Genomic DNA, 18,232 nt, shown 5'->3' on the forward strand with positions numbered 1-18,232 from the left:
GACCTACGAGGGGGCAGACCCGCCGGAAGGGGCTGGGGACAAGGACACCCTCACCATCGGAAGCCGGCCTTCGGTGCATCCCGGTGGCCCGCGCATCACCCGCGCGCCAATCATCATCGAGGACGCCGACAAGCTTTGAGTGGTTGGCCGAATGAGGGGCCATCCCGTGGGCTTTCCAGTGCAGCCACAGCGCCGGAGACTCCAGGTCAACCGAGCGAGGTCCGACCACGGTCGGGTGAAATGACTTCAGGTCACTCCTGTTATATTATCGGCCTCAGAAACAGGTTGGAGGAGAATTGAAATGCTCAGTTCCAAATACGTTCTGATAGCGGCCCTATTCGCTGCAGGGGGTGCATTCGCACAGTCCGGAGACGTCAGCCGAAGTCTGAGCGAAGTCACCGGCGACGTCTGGCGGTTTGACAACGATTTCCATGTATCAATGGTGGTCCTGACTGAAGACGGCGCGGTGGTCACAGATCCCATCAATACTGATGCCGCGACCTGGCTCGAGAATGAAGTACGGGAGCGTTTCGGCCGTGAGGTGATCTACATGCTGCCTAGCCACAGCCATGGCGACCATGGCGCAGGTGGCGAAGTCTTCGCAGATACCGCGACGATCATTGCACATGAGAACTATCAGAAAGCGGTCGGTCAGAACTTTGGCCCCACGGCGCCGGCGGACATCCTGTTTTCTGACAAGCTGACGCTGGAGCACGGCGGCAAGACATTTGAGCTGACTTACGTCGGAGCGGGCCACGGCGACGACATGGTGGTCACGGTCGTTCGTCCTGACAACGTTGCATTCGTCGTCGACATCGTCTCACCGAAACGGCTGCCGTGGCGCGATTCCACGACAGCGATCGAAGGGATGATCGGTCAGGTAGAAGCTGTTCAGGAGCTGGATTTCGACATCCTCGTCCCGGGCCACTCGATCAATGGAACGATGGAAGACGTAACCGAAACCCTGGCCTATCTCGAAGAGCTGAAATCCAAGGTAATGGCTGAACTTGCTGCGGGCAGAAGTCTGGAAGAAATCGTCAGCGCGGTCTCGATGCCAGGCTACGAGGATTGGGCGAACTATGCCGAATGGCTTCCGCTCAACGTCGAGGGCGCGGTGAAGGCACTGCAGTAGGATATGGAGTAGCTCTGCAGCCGGTGGCTTGAAGCTCCCGTCCGCTGCGCTGCAGAGACGAGTCCGGTCCACTCAGCCGTACACTCAAGCCAGAAATTAGCGTACAGATCTGCGCAACCAACATTACGCAGGTGTGTACACCCGATGCGCCCGGACCGATTTGTCGCTTACGAGCGGGTCTCCACGGCCCGGCAGGGCAAGTCGGGCCTGGGGTTGGAAGCACAACGCAAGGCGATCGACGACTTTGCCGTGACAAAGGGTGCGGAGGTCCTCGCCCGCTTCACCGAGGTCGAGAGCGGTCGCAAGGCCGACCGGCCACAGCTCCAGCAAGCACTGACCCACGCGCGGCTCACGGGCGCAACCCTGATCATCGCCAAGCTCGACCGGCTCTCCCGCAACGCGGCCTTCCTGCTCACCCTGCGTGACAGCGGTGTCCGCTTCATCGCCTGCGACATGCCCGAGGCGAACGACCTGACCGTCGGCATCATGGCGCTTGTGGCCCAGCAGGAGCGCGAGGCGATCTCTCGGCGGACCAGAGAGGCGCTGGCGGCGGCCAAGGCGCGCGGGGTGAAGCTGGGAAACCCCAATGGCGCCGCGGCGCTCAGGCGGGCCGGGAAGGGCGGTGTGGCGCTTCGAAAGGCTGTGGGCGGGAACGCTGATGCCTTCGCGGAAGAGCTGAAACCGGTCGTCGAGGACATCCGGACGAGCGGCATCACCAGCTTGCGGGGAATGGCTGCAGAGCTCAACACCCGGGGGATCGTCACCCGCCGCAACGGCCGCTGGCATGTGTCGAATGTGCAGAATCTTTTGGGGCGGTTGAACCGGTTGAACCGGGGGTGAGTGGCTTAGTTCACCGGCAGCCATGGCAAAGGGAAGGAGCAGGTCAATATCCTGGTGGAGGCAAGCTCGAATTAGTTTGTACGTCTTAATGAAGGCATTGCGCAAGCGCGGTCGGTCCGAGCACATTGTGACGGAAAAAACACCGGCCCTATTGTGTCGCGCTGATAGAGACCGGTATTGCGGCCGAGAATAAACGGGTCGCTGAAGTACAATATTGATTGCCGCGAATTCGCATTTGCCGGTCCGCCGATGAGTGCGGCCAATGCTCCGCTTCTGGTGTATACAAATACGTCAGAAAATCGCCGTCGTCTGCGCATCCGTGTCGAGCCCATTCAACCAGGCAAGCAGCTAACCCCGTCGAGATTTTCAAGGCGAGTTGGGCCGCCGCGCTCGCAGAGTGTTAGGTGATTAGGTCTGGAAAAAGTTCACGTGGTTCGTAGGTGGCTGAGATTGGGGAAAAGGTCTCGCCAGCCCGATTGGTTGCCGTGTTCGTGGGAAGTTTTCAACTTAACGTCTTCAAGTCTGGTCTTCGGCGCTCGGACCAGACGATTAGTATTCCTGCCAAGACCAAGAGTGCGGCACCGTAAAAAGCGTTCTTAGCGGGATAATACCCAAATATTAAAATACCTGCCAGGCTCGCCCAGACCAGTTGTGAGTACAGGAAGGGGGACACCAGCGACGCCTCTGCCAGACGCATTGCCATGATTAGTGATATGTGCCCTGCTGCGCCGAATAGGCCGATCAGTACGAACAGCCAGGCATCCTCGGCCGCGATCGGCGTCCAGAAGAACGGCAGAAGCAGCGTGCTGACGATAGCTCCGGCCGTGGCGGTATAGAAAAGCGAGGTCAGCACAGGGTCGTCGCGCCCGTAGTGGCGCGTGGCGATCTGATACATCGCGAAGCAAAGCGCCATGCAGGCGGGCAGCAGCAAGGCATGATCCGTTGTAATATTATGTGGACCCAGCGCAACCAGTACGCCCGTGAACCCCATGCAGATCGCAAGGACGCGCCTGCCTCCAATTCTCTCGCCCAGTAAAGGAATTGCAAGCAGCGTCACAATCAATGGCGAGGTGAAATTGATGATGTAGACCTGAACCAGGGGCAGCTCTTGGACAGCGAGATAGGCAAAGCTCGTGCTTCCCAACAGAAGCAGCCCACGCAGGATTTGTCCGAATGGTGCGACGCTTGTCAGCAGCCGCCGGCCCTTTCGGCCTGTCGCGGCCACAAAGGCAAGTATCACAAGCATATGCACGCCGAACCGTGCCCAGAGTAGCTGCGGCACGGGATAGTCCGGCCCTAGAAGCTTGGCGATCGTATCCATGCCCACGAAGAAGAACGCTGCAAGCAGCATGCATCCGATCCCCGTGTAAGGGCGGTCGGCTGTAGCGCGAAGGGAGACAGAAAGCGCTGTCATGGACAGTCTGGCCAACCACGCGGTCGGGCCGCGTCCCGCATGGCATTCGAACGCAAGATGTTACCCGTCATCACGGCACCCTTTTGACTCCGATACAGATCGTTCATGTGCAGAAGCCTTTCAGAAGTCGTCTAAAAAGCGGTTCTCTGTTACATCGTAGTGGGCTCCTGCCGGTGCCGGGCGGTCGGCTGGTACAGGTCTTTCACAGGCTAGCAATCGACCTGTCGGTTCAACTGCCTGCCATTCGCCATCGCGGCACAGGCTTTGACCGCGCAACAGCGTCTGTGTTGGGCGCCCCACTAGTTCGATTCCTTCATAGGGCGTGTAATCGATCCCGTCGTGCAACAGGTCGACAGACATGCGGGCCCGGCTCTGAGGATCCCAGATCACCAGATCGGCATCATAACCCGGGGCAATTCTGCCCTTTGATGCGCCCAATCCGTAGATCTCAGCGGGACGGGTAGCCGTGACCTCTGTGAAGGTTTGCAAACTCAGGCGCCCCGCCATCACCCCCGCAGAGAACATGAGTGGCATTCGTGGTTCCAGCCCCGGCAATCCGTAGGGTATACGGGTGAACGGGGCGTTGTCCCCGTTTCGCTTCTTGCCGCTTGGTCCGTCAAAGAAGAACGCCGAGTGATCCGAGGAGCAGACTGCGATACTGCCATCGGCTAGTCCTTGCCACAGCGCCTGCTGGTGTGCGGCGTCGCGCAGTGGGGGGCTGCAACAGTATTTCGCTCCGCCGAAGTCGGGGCGGTCTAGATCTGTGTCCGCCAATAGCAGGTACTGCGGGCATGTCTCCGCCAGGATCGGACGCCCGGCAGCCTGTGCGCGCCGGATCTCGGCCAGCGCATCTATGCTGGACACATGAACGATCAGCAGCGGCGTGTCGATCAGGTCGGACATGGAAATGGCGTGATGGGTGGCGTCGCGCTCTGCAACGATGGGCCGGGAACGGGGGAAGTACCGCACATCGTCATAACCGTGCTGCACCATCCGCTCAGTCAGCCAAGCTATCATGTCGTGGCTTTCCGCATGCACCATCGGCATCAGCCGTTCGGCCCGGCACACGGCCAGTACGTCCAGCGCCGCGCGGTCATCCAGCCGCAGCGCATCATAGCTCAGGTAAATCTTGACCGACGTAAATCCTTCAGCTGCAAGAGCAGGGATGTCCTCGCGCAGGGTCTCGTCGGTGGGGTCAGTCACGATGAGATGAAAGGCGCAGTCGATGTGGCTGGTGTCGCCCATCCGCTCGCGATAGTCGGTGACGGCGCGTGCCAAGGACGTTCCGCGATGCTGTACGGCAAAGGGCATCATCGTGGTCGTACCGCCGTGCGCGGCGGCCAGCGAGGCGCTGGCGAATGTGTCGGCAGTACGTGCGCCGGTGGATGTGAGCTGGTCGATGTGGCAGTGCGCGTCGATGCCCCCCGGGGTGACGATCTGGCCGTCAGCGTCAATTTCGACGTCTCCGTGCAGATCCTGGCCCAAGGCCGCAATCCTTCCTTCCTGAATGGCCACATCACATATCAGATCGCGCCCCGGCGCCGCGACCAAGCCGCCCTTGATTACCGTGTCATATGGTTTCATGTCGGGTCATGCTCCTTCAGCCATTCGAGATAATCGGCACAAGCTCGGTCGGTGTCATACCTTGGGCTGAAGCCAAGTAACGTTTGCATCCGCGCAGTTGCCAGCGGGGGACGGTCGTCCGCTCCGTGAAAATCGATTGTGGGTGCGGCGGCGTCCACATCCCAGTCCATGTCGAGGTGGCGCGCCAAGCTTCGGCACCAATCTGCGACGGTCCATTCTTGCAATCCGGCGATGTTTACCGGGACGTCGGGTAGTTCCGACAAATTCAAACAGGTAAGGATCGCCCCCGCCGCATCGCGCGCATAAATCCAGTCGCGCAGACCGGCGCGCGGCAGACGTATCGCTTGCCCGAGGCGCGCCGCGCGGATCACTTGGAAAGGGGCGCTCAGCGTATCACGCAGGCCAGTGTTCCGCTCATGTGGACCGAAAACCGATCCCAACCGTAGGACTGCTGCCTGAAGGCCATGGGTGCGCCGGGATGCGACGAAACGTTCCGCGGCTAGCTTGGAAATGCCATAAGCTGCTGTCGGCTGCGGGCAGGTGGTCACTTCGTCCAGAGGGCCGTGCCCCGCAGTGCCATAGACTGAGGCCGAACTCAGATAAAGCAACCGAGCCGCATGCGTTTCGCAGGCCTGTACGACATTGACAGTCCCACCCAAGTTTATAGCAAAGGCGCGCCTTGCTGCGTTGAGGTCTGCGCCTGAAGATGGGGTCGTCGCGGCGCAATGCACGACTGCGTCTACCCCGTTGATTGCCTCGCCCACAGCTCCCGGATCGTATACGTCGGCAGCAATGACCCGCACACCAGCTGGCGGAGGTGGGGTGCCCGGACGCTCCATTGAAACAACTTCGTGACCAGCGGCTAGAAGCGCATCGACTAAATTTGCTCCGATGAAGCCGCTGCCTCCTGTTACAAGTACGCGCATGATCCTCCCCACGTCTTATCCAGCCAGCCAGCCGCCCTCGACTGGCAGAAGCGCGCCAGTCGTAAACGAGGACTCGTCGCTGGCTAGGAACAACGCGGCGGCGGCAACTTCCTCGGGCGCGCCAAAGCGTCCGGCTGGATGGCGTGCAAGCGATTTGCTTTCGACGGTTAGGGGGTCATCGGTACGCGCGAACGACTGGCGCAGCAGTGGCGATTCAATGGCACCGGGTATCAAGCAGTTGCAGCGGATGCCCCTTGCGGCATTTTCCACTGCGACCGCGCGGGTCAATGCCGCTACTGCCCCTTTGGAGGCAATGTAGGAAACATTGCCCGCCGCGCCGCTTTGGGCCAGTTGTGAGCCGACGGTGACTATGGCGCCACGGCCCGCGGCTCGCATAGTCGGCAACAGAGCACCGATCCAAAGCGCTGTCGCCACGACGTTGACCTGGAGCACTTCGAGCCAGGTTTCGGGTGTAGTATCTTCGGTGGTGCCACCACGGGATAGCGCTGCAAAAGTAACCAAGGTATCCAGCCCGTCATGACGGGCGGCAACATCGGATATGAACTCAGGATCCGCGCCGTCCCCGACCTCTGCGATAACGCCTGAAGGCCAGCCGCCATCCGGCGTTACGCGATCAACGGCAACGATTTTTGCTCCTTCGGCGGCAAAACGGCGAACAGTGGCCAGCCCCAGGGCGCCAGCGGCGCCGGTAATGAGGCAGCAACGCCCGGACAATTGCCCGGGCGATGCGCGTTCCCGCGCGGTCACGCCAGAACCCGGTTCAGGAAACGCCGCAATCTTTCGCTTTCGGGAGCGTCGAAGGCCTTGTCAGGGGCGCCTGTCTCTACGTCGTTTCCATCATCCATGAAAACCACCTTGTCGGCGACCTTGCGAGCAAAGCCCATTTCATGTGTGGCCACGATCATTGTCATTCCGTCGGCGGCCACGGACTCCATCACATTCAGAACTTCGCCGACCAGTTCAGGATCGAGAGCCGATGTCGGCTCGTCGAAAAGCATCACCTTGGGTTCCATCGCGAGGGCCCGTGCGATGGCGACCCGCTGGCGCTGGCCGCCGGATAGGTGCTCGGGGAAGGCGTCGCATTTCTGCGCCAAACCGACCCGGTCCATCTGCGTTCGGGCAATCTCTGCGGCCTGTTCAACCGGCATGCCCTTCACCTTGGTCAGGCCCAGTGCGACATTCTCGATCGCGCTGATATGGGGCCACAGGTTGAACATCTGGAAAACCATGCCGATCTGGCTGCGCATCTGTGCGATCTCGCGCGAAGACTTGCGCCGGCTCCGCCCATCAGTGGTGGTATAACCGACCGGCTGGCCGTCTACCTCGATGTTGCCTGAGTCAGGTACTTCAAGATGGTTGATGCAGCGTAGCAGCGTACTCTTGCCTGAGCCGCTGGGGCCGATCAGGCACACAACCTCGCCCTGGTCGACGGCCAGCGATACACCTTTCAGCGCCTGGAAGTCGCCAAATGTTTTGCGCACGTCGCGCGCATCGATCATCGGAGTTTTTGCTTCAGTCATTTCACGCCTCCCTCGGGGCCGAAGCCGGTGCTTTGCCAAGGAATATCGCCCGGCGGCGGCGGCTCATTCCGCGTGCTTCGTAGCTGGTGCGCCGCTCCAGCCAGAGCTGAAGTCCGGTCAGGCAGGAGGTCAGCAATAGATAGATCAGACCAGCCACCGTGAGGATCTCTATCGCGCGATAGGTCGAGGAATAGACCATCTGAGAAGTCAGCATCAGTTCCGGCACCGTGATGACGGAGGCCAGCGAGGTATTCTTAGTGTGGGAGATGAAGTTGCTCATGTAGGGGGGTATTACGATGCGCACTGCCTGCGGGGCGATTACGTGCCGTACAATTCGGCTATAGCGCATGCCAACAGCCTCTGCCGCTTCCACTTGGCCGGGATGTACAGCCTGGATGCCTGCGCGCAGAATTTCGGTGTTATACGCCGCCGAGCTGAGCGTCATGGCAATGATCGCGGCCGGAATTGCATCGAGCGTCACGCCAAAAAGCGGAGCGGCGTAGTAGACGAAGAACAGGTGCAGCAGGACCGGGGTACCGCGGAACAGCCAGACATAGGCCCAGACCACAAATCGCAGAATACGGGAACGTGAGGTCCTGCCAAGGGCGAAGACGAAGCCAATGCTCGTACCCAGGGTCTGTGTCACCAAGGCGAGCGTGATTGTCAGCAGCGTCGCCTTGAGCATGACCGGCAGATAGGTCAAGGCGACCGAGAAATCGAGATCCATGTGTGGAGCTTTCTGAGAACTGAAGTCTTGGGCCGGCCGGGGGCACGCGCCGCGCGCCACCCGACTTGATCACGGAAATGGGTTGCCGCGTGGAACTCAGGGAACCTCGTCGACCAACTGGTCGCTGAAGTTCTCGATCCCGAAGTGCTCGAGGCCCCATTCGTCAAGCAGCCCTTCTTCACGCATCTCGCGGATAGCGGCATCAATCTCCGCTTTGAGCGCGTTGGACCCTTTTTGCATGGGAACGCCGACGTAGCGGACCATGTATGGCTCGCCAACAATCTTGGCGACGCCGGGCCGCGACTTGAGGAACCCGCCCGCTGCGGTATCGGGCATGATCAGGGCGTCGACACGTCCGATCATGAGGTCCTGAAGCATCTCGGCATAGCCGGCGTAGCCTTTGAACTGCTCGAAAGCGCCGAACTTCTCGGAAATTTCGCGGGCGGGGATTTCGCCATCGTTGCCGCCGGAAATACCGCCGACCCGCTTTCCTTCAAGCGTCTTGTAGCTGGTGATATCCTCGGCCTCAGCCAGGCGAACCACCACGACCGCGGCGCGGGAGTACGGGATGGAATACGTGAAAGTATCCTTGCGCTCTGGCGTGATATTCACGTTGGAGAATACCGCATCGAAACGGCCGGTCTGTAGTCCGGGCAGAATGCCTTTCCAGTCCAGTCGATTGATTTCGATTTTAACCCCGATCTTGTCCTCGATGTAGCGTGCGACATTGATGTCATACCCGACGAGTTCGTTCTTCTCGTTCACGTAGCTGACCGGCGGAAGGTTCCCGCTGGTGGCGGCATTCAAAACACCACGTTCGCGAATTTCTTCGAGGCTGGCCGCTTGGAGCGCGCTGGATGCTGCGAGCCCGAGGGTCAGCGCTGCAAGGATAGATTTGGCAGGTAGCTTCATCGCCATCTGGGTTTCCCTCCCTAAGTTTCGTTGTGGAATACCATTGATACATACCTGGTATCCCAGTAGGATCCGTAGCACGCGTTTTGACGACCTGTCAACGGCGCGAACGTGACGAAGGCGAAGGCAATTAAGGAGGAATACCCATGAATTTCGGACTCAAGGGGCACCGGGCATTGGTGCTCGGCGGCGGCAGTGGTCTTGGCCGCGGCATTGCCGGTGCACTCGCTGGCGAGGGCGCGGACGTGATCGTGAGTGGCCGGACACAATCAAAACTCGACGAAGCGGTTTCGGGCATCGTGACAGCGGGTGGGTCTGCTCGGGCGCTTTCCTGCGATCTCGCGGATGCAGCTTCGATCGATGAAATGTGTAGCGGCATCGGTGACATCGACATTCTGATCAATAACTGTGGTGGCCCGCCGCCGGGCCCGATTGTCGATGTGGCCGATGATGTCTGGCTGAAACAATTCGAGATCATGTTTCTTGGCAACTGCCGCCTTGTCCGGCATCTGCTGCCGGGAATGCGCGCCCAAGGCTGGGGAAGGGTCGTCAATGTGGTGTCCTCAGGCGTGCTCCAGCCGATACCAAACCTTGGCATTTCCAATGCGCTGCGACTGGCCGTGGTGGGCTGGTCCAAGACACTGGCTGCCGAGGTCGCCGCCGATGGTGTCACCGTGAATTGCCTTGCGCCCGGGCGGATTCACACCGACCGGGTCGATCAACTTGACGCAGGGGCCGCAAGACGAACTGACCGCGATATCGAAGAGGTCCGCACAGCTTCGCGCGCAGGAATTCCGTTGGGTCGCTACGGTCGCGCTGAAGAATTTGCCGCCTATGCAGCTTTCCTGTGCAGCGAGCCCGCATCCTATGTTACCGGAACGGTGCATCGGGCGGACGGTGGAATGATCCGAGGCATCTGACTTCCGAAGCTACGGGTGGCGGCCATCAGGCCGCCATCCAGCCGCCATCGACCAACAGGTTGTGACCGGTAATATACTGCGCCTCGTCGCTGGCGAGATACAGGGCTGCCCCCGCCACGTCATTGGGCTTCCCGAGGCGGGGCATCGGCGTGCGGCTGCGCGAGTAGGCCATCACGTCCGGTTCTGACGGACGACCGCCCTTGCCGGTCACGATCTTGCCGGGTGCAACTGCGTTGCAGATAATGTTGTCAGCGGCATAATCCGTCGCAATTTGCCGCGTCATGTACGCGACGCCGGCTTTGCTCACGCCATAGGAGAATGCCCCGGGCGCGGCAATCATGCCGTGCTGTGAAGAGATGTTGACGATACGGCCGCGCGCTTCTTGCACGATGTCCTGGTTGCGCATCACGCGGATGGCGGCGCGGCAGCAAAGATAAGGGCCCTTGAGGTTGATGGCCATAACCCGATCCCATTCCGCTTCGTCTGTTTCCAGCAGGGCGTTGGGGCTGCCGACGGCAGCATTGTTCACCAGAACATCCAGCCTGCCTGTGACTGAGGCTGCTTCCGTTATCAGTCGCTCAACACTGGCGGCATCCGAAACATCGGTTTGGATAAAACGGCTCTTCGGATCGATCTTCGCCAACTCAGTAACGACCGGGGCGCCGCCTTCGATAACATCCTTTGTCACGTCCGCAGCCACAACGCTTGCCCCCGCCCGTGCAAACCTAAGGGCAATGGCGCGTCCGATCCCCGAGGATGCGCCGGTCACAATTGCCGTTTTGCCGGTAAGATCCATGATTTGTCCTTTTCAATGGCGGATGATCTGGCCCAGGAATGCCTTTGCGCGGTCATTGCTGGGATTACTGAAGAATGTTTCGGGATCGGCGCTTTCCACGATCCTCCCCTTGTCCATGAACACGACCTTGTTTGCGACGCTGCGTGCAAAGCCCATCTCGTGGGTGACACAGATCATGGTCATGCCGTCTTCGGCCAGGTCAACCATCACATCCAGCACTTCCTTGATCATTTCAGGATCCAGCGCCGATGTCGGCTCATCGAAAAGCATGACCTCGGGCTTCATGCACAACGCGCGCGCGATGGCCACTCTCTGTTGCTGGCCGCCGGAAAGCTGGGTCGGGCGCTTGTTCGCATGCTCGGCGATCTGGACGCGTTCAAGGTAGGCGAGGGCTTCTGCTTCGGCCTCGGCCTTGGCCATCTTTCGGATGCGGATCGGTGCGATCGTCAGGTTCTGAAGTACCGTTAGGTGCGGAAACAGGTTGAAATGTTGGAACACCATGCCGACTTCGCGTCGGATCAGGTCCAGGTTGCGCCCCTTTTCGTCAAGCTCCCTTCCGGCCACGCGGATTGTGCCGGCATCGTGCCGCTCCAGCCCATTGATGCAGCGGATTAGGGTCGATTTGCCCGATCCGGACGGACCGCAAATGACAATTCGTTCGCCCCGATCGACAGAAAGGTCGACCGCCTTCAATGCTTGGAACGCCCCGAAGTACTTTTCCACGCCTTCCACCGAGATTGCCGGATATTCAGCAGTCGCTTGGTTCATTTTTATCTCCTCTTGAGGGCGCGATGGCCTGGCGGTGCTCATGCATCCAGGCCAGGTGATCGCTGATGCAATCTGCCAGAGGCCGGGACGCCGGCCCGGGCAGGATATTTCTCAGCCGGTCTATACCGAGCGCGGCTCTGTCCCGGGGAAGCGTCAGGTGCACATTCGCCGTGTCCCCTTCATCCCCCAGACGCCAGCGCAGGTCGGGGAGATGTTCGGCTGCAGCGGAACACCAATCCGACACGCTTATCGTGCGGCCAGCCCCAACGTTGAAAAGGCGAAAAGCGGGTTTATCCGCCAGAAGGAGTGCGGCCAGTGCGATGGCTGCATCCCGGCTGTACAACCAGTCCCCTGCCAGCGTTCGGGGCAGTATGATTTCCCGACCCGATTGGGCCAGGGTCAGAGCCTGGGCCTGGGGGCTTTGCAAGGCACGTTGACCGCTATCATGCTCCCATGGGCCAAAGATCGGCCCTAGGCGGGCGATCAACAGATCACTGCCATACAGCCGCGCCAGATGCGTCGCCACCTGTTCTGACGCCTGTTTTGTGATGCCATACAGGCTGGTCGGTGCCGGTTTGTCGCGGACTTCGTCCCAGTAGTGTCCGACGGGATCACCAGTTCCATAGATCGCTACGCTGCTTATCAACAGGATCTTTGCGCCCGGGGCATGTTGAGCGACTGCTTGCATCAGCATGGCCGTGCCGCCCACATTCACATCGACGATCCGCGCCGGGTCGTTTTTTTCGCGCCGGGCATCGGGGGTGATTGCCGCCAGGTGAACCACGGCGTCAACGCCTTTCAGCGTTTCCTCCAGTACCTCAGCGTTGCGGATGTCGCCGATATTCACCTCCGCACCGGCAAGTGCAGGATCGCGTAGCAGGTGGGCGGGGCTCGTGGGGGCGAGTAGCCGGACCTCATGCTCGCTGCTTATCAGCTCTTCAGCCAGGGCAAGGCCGACAAAACCGGTTCCTCCCGTAACCAGTACACGCATGTCACGCTCTTTCCTTGATTGCTTTCTTCTCCATCTGCGAGACCCAGCGAGAGAACGGCCAGAGCAGCACGAAGAAGATGACCGCTGCCGCGGTGAGCGGGGTCGGGTTATATGTCTGCTCCTGGGCCACGCGGGCGGAGCGGAGCAACTCTGGCAGGGCCACCAGAGAAGCGAGCGATGTCATTTTGACCAGCTCAAGCGAATTGCTGGCAAGCGGCGCGATGACCCGGCGGACGGCTTGGGGAAGGATCACATAGATCATCGCGGAGCCGCGGTGAAAGCCAAGCGCTGCGGCCGCTTCATGCTGGCTGCGCGGAACTGACTCAATCCCGGCCCGAAAAATCTCACCGTAGTAGCCGGTATTGTTGATCACCAGTGCCAGCACGACGGCGGCAAAGCCCGGAAGCGCCAAGCCAAAGAACGGCAGGCTGTAGTAGATCAGGACCAACAGGACCAGCACGGGGAATGAGCGTAGCAGGTCGATCAGCATGATGATCAGGCGCCGGACGGGGGAGTTGCCGAAGCTGTAGGCCATGGCGACCATCAGGCCGGAAAGCAGGCCAAGCGGCAGGGCCACCACTGAAAGCAAGAGCGTCAGCGACAGGCCCTGAAGCAACAGCGGCCAGACTTTCAGCAGCGAGTCGATGTTGGCGAAGTTCTGTAAAAAGAGTTCCATGTCCCTAGCTCGTCGTCTGCGCCATGCGCTTTTCGATCTTGCGGCTGGCCGCGACCAGCGGAATGAAGAACAGCAGATAAAAACCGGCGGCCAGGGTCAGCGGAGAAGGGTTCGCCTTGATCGCCATGATGCTCTGGGCGCTGCCAAGTGTCTCTTGAAGCGATACGGCCACTCCCAGCGCGGTGCCCTTGGTGATCGCGATCGCCCGGTTTGTGATAAGCGGCGTTGCCAGACGCACTGCCTGTGGCAGGATGATCCATTTCAGGCACTGCCAATGAGACATGCTCAGTGCCGACGACGCCTCCCACTGACCCTTGGGCAAGGCATTGATGGCCGCCCAGAAGATCTCGGCAGCGAAGGCCGACAGTACCGCGCCCAGTGCGATCGCGACGGCGAAGAACGGCGATAGCCGTATGCCGGCGTAGGGCAGGGCGAAATAAACGAAGATCATTATCACCAGCTGGGGCAAGGTGCGGAACACCTCGATGTAGATGGTGATCATCGGGTCCAGCACAGGGTTTTCCAAGCTGCGTAGCAAGGCGAGAGCCAACCCCACGCCTATACCGATCACGATGACGCAAAGGGCCACCTGGATTGTGACGAGGAAGCCGGCAAACACCGAGGGTAGTGCCTCTGCCATCACTGCCAGGTTGAAATAGTTCTCAACAATCTGGTCCATGCATCCTACTCCGTGGTGGATGATCGCAGCGATGCAGGTCCGCCGCGATCATGCACTGCCCGGCTCTAATTACAGGTCACTTCGTGCGGGGTGTCGTTGTGGCCCTTGAAGCCAGGGGCGCCGTAGCCCGGGTAGACCGTGCGTAGCGGCGAGTCCTCGGGAGCGGTTTCGCCATACCACTTTTCATAGAGGGCAGGGAGCGTGCCATCCTGCTTCATGCACTCGATCACCGCTTCAACCTGATCGCGGTATTCCTCGCTTTCGTAGCGGAAGGCATAGCCGAAGTTCCGGCCGTTGAAATCACGAAATCCGATGGTAATGGCCGGGTTCTGGCTCGCCGCGTATACGGCGGTGGGGATCTCGTTCAGTGCTGAGAACGCCCGTTGGGTGATGACTGCCTGAACGGAGTCAGGGAATGTCTCGTATCGCTGAACCTCGAAGCCATATTTCTCCTCGTTTTCGGTCGCCCAAGTGTCAGAGATGGTGCCGCGATTGACAGCGATAGTCTTGCCGCGAAGGCCCTCGAAGCCATCAAGCGTTTCGCCCTCGCGGACAATGAAGCCGTTGCCGGTGGCAAAGAATGGTTCCGTGTACAGCATGCGTTCGGCGCGATCCGGGGTGATGTTGAGCGGGTTCACCGTGAACTCTATGCGTTTTGCGAACAGGGCGGCAAAAAGGCCGGAGAAGTTGATGTCCTGGATCTCGACCTCCCGGCCCAGCCGGTTGCCAACCTCCTCGATCATGTCGACGCCGAAGCCCTCGGGGCCAGAGGCGCTTCGCACCATCCACGGCGAAACGCCGAAGTCAGATCCGACCACCATCGGCGTGTTCGGATCATGGTCCTGTGCAAGTGCGGGAGCAGCTGCGACCGCGGCGGCGAGCGCAATGCCAAACGACATGTGTTTCATTCTTAGTTCTCCTCCTTGGTTTGTCTTGCATGGTTATCGTGCCAATGCTGCGCGATTGCATCGCGACGACAGACCCAAACGCCGTCGTGCTTTGCAATATGATCGAGAAACCTCTCGATACCGGCGGCACGCCCGGGGTGCCCCGACAGCCGCAGATGGAGTCCAACGGACATCATTCGGCCACCCTCTCGGTAGAGCATGTCGAAGGAGTCCCTCAGGTATGTGAAGAAATCGTCCGCAGTAGCGGCGCTGCCCCGGATGAACTTTGTATCGTTCATGACCAGACCGTAGGGCACCACCAGATGCTGTTGCCCGGCGACCTCGACCCAATAAGGCAGTTCGTCGTTATAGGCGTCGCTATCGTAGAGGAAGCCGCCATGTTCTACCAGCAGTGGCCGGGTGTTGAGGCTTGGGCCATAGCGGCAATACCAGCCGGCTGGCGGCTGCCCGGTAAGCTCCTGGATTACCGCAACGGTTTTTGCGATCCTGTCGCGTTCCTCTGCTTGGGACAGGCCGCGATGGTGCTCCCATTTCCAGCCATGAGCACAAATGTCGAAATTCGCATCGTGCAAATGGGAGACGATGTCTGGATTTCGTTGCAGGGCCAGTCCGCAGGCCATGGCTGTCGCGGGAAGGCCCCTCGACTCGAATAGTCGCGCAAGGCGCCAGTAGCCGACGCGGCTGCCGTACTCGAACATGGATTCTGCCGCCAGATCGCGGCCCGGGAAGTTTCCGGACCCGCCCTCCGTCAGTCCGGTTTCGCTTGCCGGATCTCCGTCAGGGATAGAGGGTTCGGCGCCTTCCTCGATGTTGAGGACGAAATTGAGCGCAATCCGCGCCTCATTTGGCCAGCGGGGGTCCACTGGCGTTGGCCCATATCCCGTAAAATCCCGCAGTGGTGTCATTGCTGGCCATCCTTTCCTGTTACGGCTCGCTCGATGTGCAGCTCCACATCCAGATCGAGCAGTTCATCATCCTTCCCATCGTTCAGTGCCATCACGACCACGAATTCAGCAGGTGCATCGAGCACCCGCAGCCCGGCATGCCAGACATTGCGGCGGTAAATCACGCCTTGATGCGGTGCGGCAACAAAGGCGCGCGCTTCTGTGATGTTTGGGTTGCCGTCGGGAAGGTCAGGGCAGCACACCACGAGGTAGCGCTGGCCAAGAAGTGGAATAAATGCCTGGTGGCTGAACGGATGGCGTTCAAGTTGGTCGATCGAGAGGGGCAGGGTGCTGGCGTCGGAAAGTCTGGACATCCACATCGACTGGCGAAAGCCTTCGCGCGGATCGGAAAATTCGGATTCGATCATATTGCGTCGTCCAACTCCGCTGTGCTCGACCACTTTACCGAACGGACGGAACGCCTCAGCGTTCAGCGGCGTCGCTTCGAGAAGGATCTTTTTGTGAATGGCCTGCACTGGTATTCCCTTGTTTGTATTCACGCCATACTGCTGGTATCCCAGTGGGGTTCCGTGTGTCAATGGACTTTCTCGCGCCTGGTCTTTATAGTTCTTTTCAACGAGCTCCGTTCTCCGGGGCGGCAATAGATTGGGCGACGAGATGAGCAAAGAAACAACCGTGAGTGACATGCCGTCCGCGGCTTCCCGTGAAAAAGGAAGCATCACCGAGCAGGCCTATCAGTTCCTCAGAAGCTTGATTCTCGCTCAGAAACTTGATGTCGGAGCGGTATTTACTGAGAGGCGTCTGGCTGAGCAGATCAACGCGTCGCGTACCCCTCTGCGCACCGCAATCAATCGTCTGGAAGGCGAGGGCCTGATTGAGCGTCTGAGTAACGGCAGTATCGTGATCCGGCAGGTTGCGGTCGAGGAGTTGCTTGAGATCCTTCTCGTTCGGCGGCTGCTTGAGGGGGAAGCTGCGGCCCAGTGCGCGCAGCGTGTTCCTCAGGAAAAGATCGCGGAAATGATGGCGCAGTCGCAGGAACTCCTTGCTAACCCCGATATCGAGTTCGATCCTTTCTGGAGCTACGATGATCGCTTCCATCTGTTCATCGCAGAAGGCAGCGGGAAGCCGATGTTGGCCAAGATGATCGAGAACCTCCGCGACAAAGTCCGGATGTGCCACATGATGCGGATGAAGAGGAATTTCGCCGAGCAGGCACACGAGCACATCGAGGTCCTCAAGGCGCTGGAAGCCCGCGATTCTGAGCGTGCGCGCGAAGCAATGGCTCAGCACCTCGACCGTGTTCGAGAGCGGTTGATGACATGGCTCATGTCTTGACTGCGTAGGCCCATGCAATGGCTTTCAATCAACCATTTTGCCAGCAAAAAACCAGACTGCATGATCTTGACGGCTTGTGCTCTGAGCGTCGTGTTTGCCTGCGCGCCGACAAAACCCCCTACCGCCCGGCCTAAGAAGTTTGACAGGTTCTCCCGTCTTTTGCTGCTTACGTAGTGGTCTGATCTTCCGCATTGACGGTATGACTGCAGCCTGCCGCAATAACCGCCCCGCTGCGAACGTTTCTGATGTGTTCGGCAGGATCTAGTCAGTGCCACGGGTGATGAGTTTCGATTCAAGTCACAACTGAGCCAAATGACCGCGCAAAACGCCGCGCGATAAATATTAATAATAGCTTAGAGGTCGGAGACGGTTCGAACCCGGTCCCGTTCCCTCCGCCACTTGCCCCTGATAACCTGTTCTCCGTTTGGCCTTCCCGCCGGATATTTCCGTTATTTTGGAGGCTTATACGGTTAGGGCTAAACACTGGTCCGTACGTCAGGAGGCCCGAAAGTGCTCTCTCCCGCGGATATTCTCTGAACCTGATGACTGTACTAATTCGGTGAATTGCCTGTAAATCGCTGAATTGTATGTGCGTTTCCGGATTCAAGCCTGAACACTTCGACCGGTGTCGCGTCCGGTGAGATGGAATAGAAATCGAACGTTTGCGGCCCTTTGGTGAGGGGTCATCGTTCATTGACAGGCGGGCCCACGCGTACGGTTGCAGTGCTCCAGGATAGAGATGCGGTGCGCCACGGACATGATCCATGCCCTTAACCTCAAGTTAATCGGCCAGATCGGCCGCGACATAGGATGAGCCATTATCGCCGAGCAGCCTCGGCTTTTGAACGATCGTCGCAGCGTTGCAGCCCGAAGCGTCCAACGCCAGCTCCAGCGTGTCGGTGACAGCCTAAGCCTTCATCGTCGTACAGAGCCGCCCCCCTCTCATCATTTGCTGCGCAAACGTCTGCGTAGCGCATCATGGATGAGCACGGCCGACTCCTTTTGCCAATTCAGGACGTCATCCGGGATTATTCATTTGCTGCCGCAGCGCCACCTTATGGGGCGCTGGTACGCATTTACGTGTCGATTGGGTGTTTTAAGGGTGAGACGCGGCCTGAAGTTGCGAATCAATCGGCATTGCGAAGCGCGCGCGTATTTATAGATATATAGAAAAATAT

At 59.6% G+C, this 18,232-nt stretch carries 19 protein-coding genes and 1 pseudogene; 4 read left to right on the forward strand and 16 right to left on the reverse strand.

Going from position 1 to position 18,232, the window contains the following annotated elements; translation table 11 throughout:
- The first annotated feature begins 301 nt into the window (after nucleotides 1-301).
- Together DJ029_RS20055 and DJ029_RS20060 are read left to right on the forward strand one after the other, a co-directional pair.
- Complete coding sequence (locus DJ029_RS20055; protein WP_112324265.1) at nucleotides 302-1,132, forward strand: MBL fold metallo-hydrolase; 831 nt, start codon at nucleotides 302-304, stop codon at nucleotides 1,130-1,132.
- 144 nt (nucleotides 1,133-1,276) lie between these two features.
- Nucleotides 1,277-1,972, forward strand: a complete 696-nt coding sequence (locus tag DJ029_RS20060; RefSeq protein WP_112324266.1) for a recombinase family protein — start codon at nucleotides 1,277-1,279, stop codon at nucleotides 1,970-1,972.
- 502 nt (nucleotides 1,973-2,474) lie between these two features.
- On the opposite strand, the gene DJ029_RS20065 is transcribed toward DJ029_RS20060, so the two are convergent.
- The 7 genes from DJ029_RS20065 to DJ029_RS20095 form a co-directional block, all read right to left on the reverse strand.
- On the reverse strand, nucleotides 2,475-3,323 hold the full coding sequence (locus tag DJ029_RS20065) for a DMT family transporter (protein ID WP_198671211.1): 849 nt from the start codon (nucleotides 3,321-3,323) through the stop codon (nucleotides 2,475-2,477).
- Nucleotides 3,324-3,506: 183 nt separating this feature from the next.
- Entirely contained in the window at nucleotides 3,507-4,970 is a 1,464-nt protein-coding gene (hydA, locus tag DJ029_RS20070) for a dihydropyrimidinase (RefSeq protein ID WP_112324268.1), read from the reverse strand.
- The gene (locus tag DJ029_RS20075; protein WP_112324269.1) at nucleotides 4,967-5,896 is read right to left on the reverse strand and encodes an NAD-dependent epimerase/dehydratase family protein; all 930 of its coding nucleotides are present in this window, start codon (nucleotides 5,894-5,896) and stop codon (nucleotides 4,967-4,969) included. Before DJ029_RS20075 ends, hydA begins: the two co-directional genes overlap by 4 nt.
- 15 nt (nucleotides 5,897-5,911) lie before the next feature.
- Nucleotides 5,912-6,664: an SDR family oxidoreductase gene (locus tag DJ029_RS20080; RefSeq protein ID WP_198671212.1), complete on the reverse strand. Its 753-nt coding sequence runs from the start codon at nucleotides 6,662-6,664 to the stop codon at nucleotides 5,912-5,914.
- Entirely contained in the window at nucleotides 6,661-7,437 is a 777-nt protein-coding gene (locus DJ029_RS20085) for an amino acid ABC transporter ATP-binding protein (protein ID WP_308861274.1), read from the reverse strand. Before DJ029_RS20085 ends, DJ029_RS20080 begins: the two co-directional genes overlap by 4 nt.
- 1 nt (nucleotide 7,438) lies before the next feature.
- Nucleotides 7,439-8,164: an amino acid ABC transporter permease gene (locus tag DJ029_RS20090; RefSeq protein WP_112324271.1), complete on the reverse strand. Its 726-nt coding sequence runs from the start codon at nucleotides 8,162-8,164 to the stop codon at nucleotides 7,439-7,441.
- A 96-nt stretch (nucleotides 8,165-8,260) separates the two neighbouring features.
- On the reverse strand, nucleotides 8,261-9,082 hold the full coding sequence (locus DJ029_RS20095) for a substrate-binding periplasmic protein (protein ID WP_112324272.1): 822 nt from the start codon (nucleotides 9,080-9,082) through the stop codon (nucleotides 8,261-8,263).
- A gap of 140 nt (nucleotides 9,083-9,222) precedes the next feature.
- Here DJ029_RS20095 and DJ029_RS20100 point away from each other — a divergent pair, with 140 nt between their 5' ends.
- The gene (locus DJ029_RS20100; protein ID WP_112324273.1) at nucleotides 9,223-9,996 is read left to right on the forward strand and encodes an SDR family oxidoreductase; all 774 of its coding nucleotides are present in this window, start codon (nucleotides 9,223-9,225) and stop codon (nucleotides 9,994-9,996) included.
- 25 nt (nucleotides 9,997-10,021) lie between these two features.
- On the opposite strand, the gene DJ029_RS20105 is transcribed toward DJ029_RS20100, so the two are convergent.
- The 8 genes from DJ029_RS20105 to DJ029_RS20140 form a co-directional block, all read right to left on the reverse strand.
- On the reverse strand, nucleotides 10,022-10,792 hold the full coding sequence (locus DJ029_RS20105) for an SDR family NAD(P)-dependent oxidoreductase (RefSeq protein WP_112324274.1): 771 nt from the start codon (nucleotides 10,790-10,792) through the stop codon (nucleotides 10,022-10,024).
- A gap of 12 nt (nucleotides 10,793-10,804) precedes the next feature.
- Entirely contained in the window at nucleotides 10,805-11,560 is a 756-nt protein-coding gene (locus tag DJ029_RS20110; RefSeq protein ID WP_112324275.1) for an amino acid ABC transporter ATP-binding protein, read from the reverse strand.
- Nucleotides 11,541-12,551, reverse strand: a complete 1,011-nt coding sequence (locus tag DJ029_RS20115) for an NAD-dependent epimerase/dehydratase family protein (RefSeq protein ID WP_112324276.1) — start codon at nucleotides 12,549-12,551, stop codon at nucleotides 11,541-11,543. The genes DJ029_RS20110 and DJ029_RS20115 overlap by 20 nt, the downstream gene beginning before the upstream one ends.
- A 1-nt stretch (nucleotide 12,552) precedes the next feature.
- Entirely contained in the window at nucleotides 12,553-13,227 is a 675-nt protein-coding gene (locus tag DJ029_RS20120) for an amino acid ABC transporter permease (protein WP_112324277.1), read from the reverse strand.
- Between the two features lie 4 nt (nucleotides 13,228-13,231).
- Entirely contained in the window at nucleotides 13,232-13,906 is a 675-nt protein-coding gene (locus tag DJ029_RS20125; RefSeq protein ID WP_112324278.1) for an amino acid ABC transporter permease, read from the reverse strand.
- Nucleotides 13,907-13,971: 65 nt separating this feature from the next.
- Nucleotides 13,972-14,814 (reverse strand): substrate-binding periplasmic protein, encoded by an 843-nt coding sequence (locus DJ029_RS20130; RefSeq protein ID WP_112324279.1) that lies wholly within the window; start codon nucleotides 14,812-14,814, stop codon nucleotides 13,972-13,974.
- Nucleotides 14,815-14,816: 2 nt separating this feature from the next.
- On the reverse strand, nucleotides 14,817-15,719 hold the full coding sequence (locus tag DJ029_RS20135) for an allantoinase PuuE (protein WP_112324280.1): 903 nt from the start codon (nucleotides 15,717-15,719) through the stop codon (nucleotides 14,817-14,819).
- A complete protein-coding gene (locus tag DJ029_RS20140) occupies nucleotides 15,716-16,405 on the reverse strand; it encodes an ureidoglycolate lyase (protein WP_157966464.1) in 690 nt (229 codons plus the stop codon). Before DJ029_RS20140 ends, DJ029_RS20135 begins: the two co-directional genes overlap by 4 nt.
- Between DJ029_RS20140 and DJ029_RS20145 the strand changes: the two genes are divergently transcribed.
- Nucleotides 16,404-17,054, forward strand: a complete 651-nt coding sequence (locus DJ029_RS20145) for a GntR family transcriptional regulator (protein WP_232823158.1) — start codon at nucleotides 16,404-16,406, stop codon at nucleotides 17,052-17,054. The genes DJ029_RS20140 and DJ029_RS20145 overlap by 2 nt on opposite strands.
- 784 nt (nucleotides 17,055-17,838) lie before the next feature.
- Here the strand turns inward: DJ029_RS20145 and DJ029_RS22565 are convergent.
- Nucleotides 17,839-17,988 (reverse strand): annotated as a pseudogene (locus DJ029_RS22565) (IS3 family transposase); the annotation flags it as partial.
- Nucleotides 17,989-18,232: the final 244 nt, after the last annotated feature.

The sequence above is a fragment of the Oceanibium sediminis genome, from assembly GCF_003265325.1.
Taxonomy (GTDB): Bacteria; Pseudomonadota; Alphaproteobacteria; order Rhodobacterales; family Rhodobacteraceae; genus Halovulum; species Halovulum sediminis.

What these genes read in the sequence shown, in the direction of transcription:
- DJ029_RS20055 (WP_112324265.1), top strand. Translation starts at nt 302, where the DNA reads ATGCTCAGTTCCAAATACGTTCTGATAGCGGCCCTATTCGCTGCAGGG.
- DJ029_RS20060 (WP_112324266.1), top strand. Translation starts at nt 1,277, where the DNA reads ATGCGCCCGGACCGATTTGTCGCTTACGAGCGGGTCTCCACGGCCCGG.
- DJ029_RS20065 (WP_198671211.1), bottom strand. Translation starts at nt 3,323, where the DNA reads ATGCTGCTTGCAGCGTTCTTCTTCGTGGGCATGGATACGATCGCCAAG.
- hydA (WP_112324268.1), bottom strand. Translation starts at nt 4,970, where the DNA reads ATGAAACCATATGACACGGTAATCAAGGGCGGCTTGGTCGCGGCGCCG.
- DJ029_RS20075 (WP_112324269.1), bottom strand. Translation starts at nt 5,896, where the DNA reads ATGCGCGTACTTGTAACAGGAGGCAGCGGCTTCATCGGAGCAAATTTA.
- DJ029_RS20085 (WP_308861274.1), bottom strand. Translation starts at nt 7,437, where the DNA reads ATGACTGAAGCAAAAACTCCGATGATCGATGCGCGCGACGTGCGCAAA.
- DJ029_RS20090 (WP_112324271.1), bottom strand. Translation starts at nt 8,164, where the DNA reads ATGGATCTCGATTTCTCGGTCGCCTTGACCTATCTGCCGGTCATGCTC.
- DJ029_RS20095 (WP_112324272.1), bottom strand. Translation starts at nt 9,082, where the DNA reads ATGGCGATGAAGCTACCTGCCAAATCTATCCTTGCAGCGCTGACCCTC.
- DJ029_RS20100 (WP_112324273.1), top strand. Translation starts at nt 9,223, where the DNA reads ATGAATTTCGGACTCAAGGGGCACCGGGCATTGGTGCTCGGCGGCGGC.
- DJ029_RS20105 (WP_112324274.1), bottom strand. Translation starts at nt 10,792, where the DNA reads ATGGATCTTACCGGCAAAACGGCAATTGTGACCGGCGCATCCTCGGGG.
- DJ029_RS20110 (WP_112324275.1), bottom strand. Translation starts at nt 11,560, where the DNA reads ATGAACCAAGCGACTGCTGAATATCCGGCAATCTCGGTGGAAGGCGTG.
- DJ029_RS20115 (WP_112324276.1), bottom strand. Translation starts at nt 12,551, where the DNA reads ATGCGTGTACTGGTTACGGGAGGAACCGGTTTTGTCGGCCTTGCCCTG.
- DJ029_RS20120 (WP_112324277.1), bottom strand. Translation starts at nt 13,227, where the DNA reads ATGGAACTCTTTTTACAGAACTTCGCCAACATCGACTCGCTGCTGAAA.
- DJ029_RS20125 (WP_112324278.1), bottom strand. Translation starts at nt 13,906, where the DNA reads ATGGACCAGATTGTTGAGAACTATTTCAACCTGGCAGTGATGGCAGAG.
- DJ029_RS20130 (WP_112324279.1), bottom strand. Translation starts at nt 14,814, where the DNA reads ATGAAACACATGTCGTTTGGCATTGCGCTCGCCGCCGCGGTCGCAGCT.
- DJ029_RS20135 (WP_112324280.1), bottom strand. Translation starts at nt 15,719, where the DNA reads ATGACACCACTGCGGGATTTTACGGGATATGGGCCAACGCCAGTGGAC.
- DJ029_RS20145 (WP_232823158.1), top strand. Translation starts at nt 16,404, where the DNA reads ATGCCGTCCGCGGCTTCCCGTGAAAAAGGAAGCATCACCGAGCAGGCC.
- DJ029_RS20140 (WP_157966464.1), bottom strand. Translation starts at nt 16,405, where the DNA reads ATGTCACTCACGGTTGTTTCTTTGCTCATCTCGTCGCCCAATCTATTG.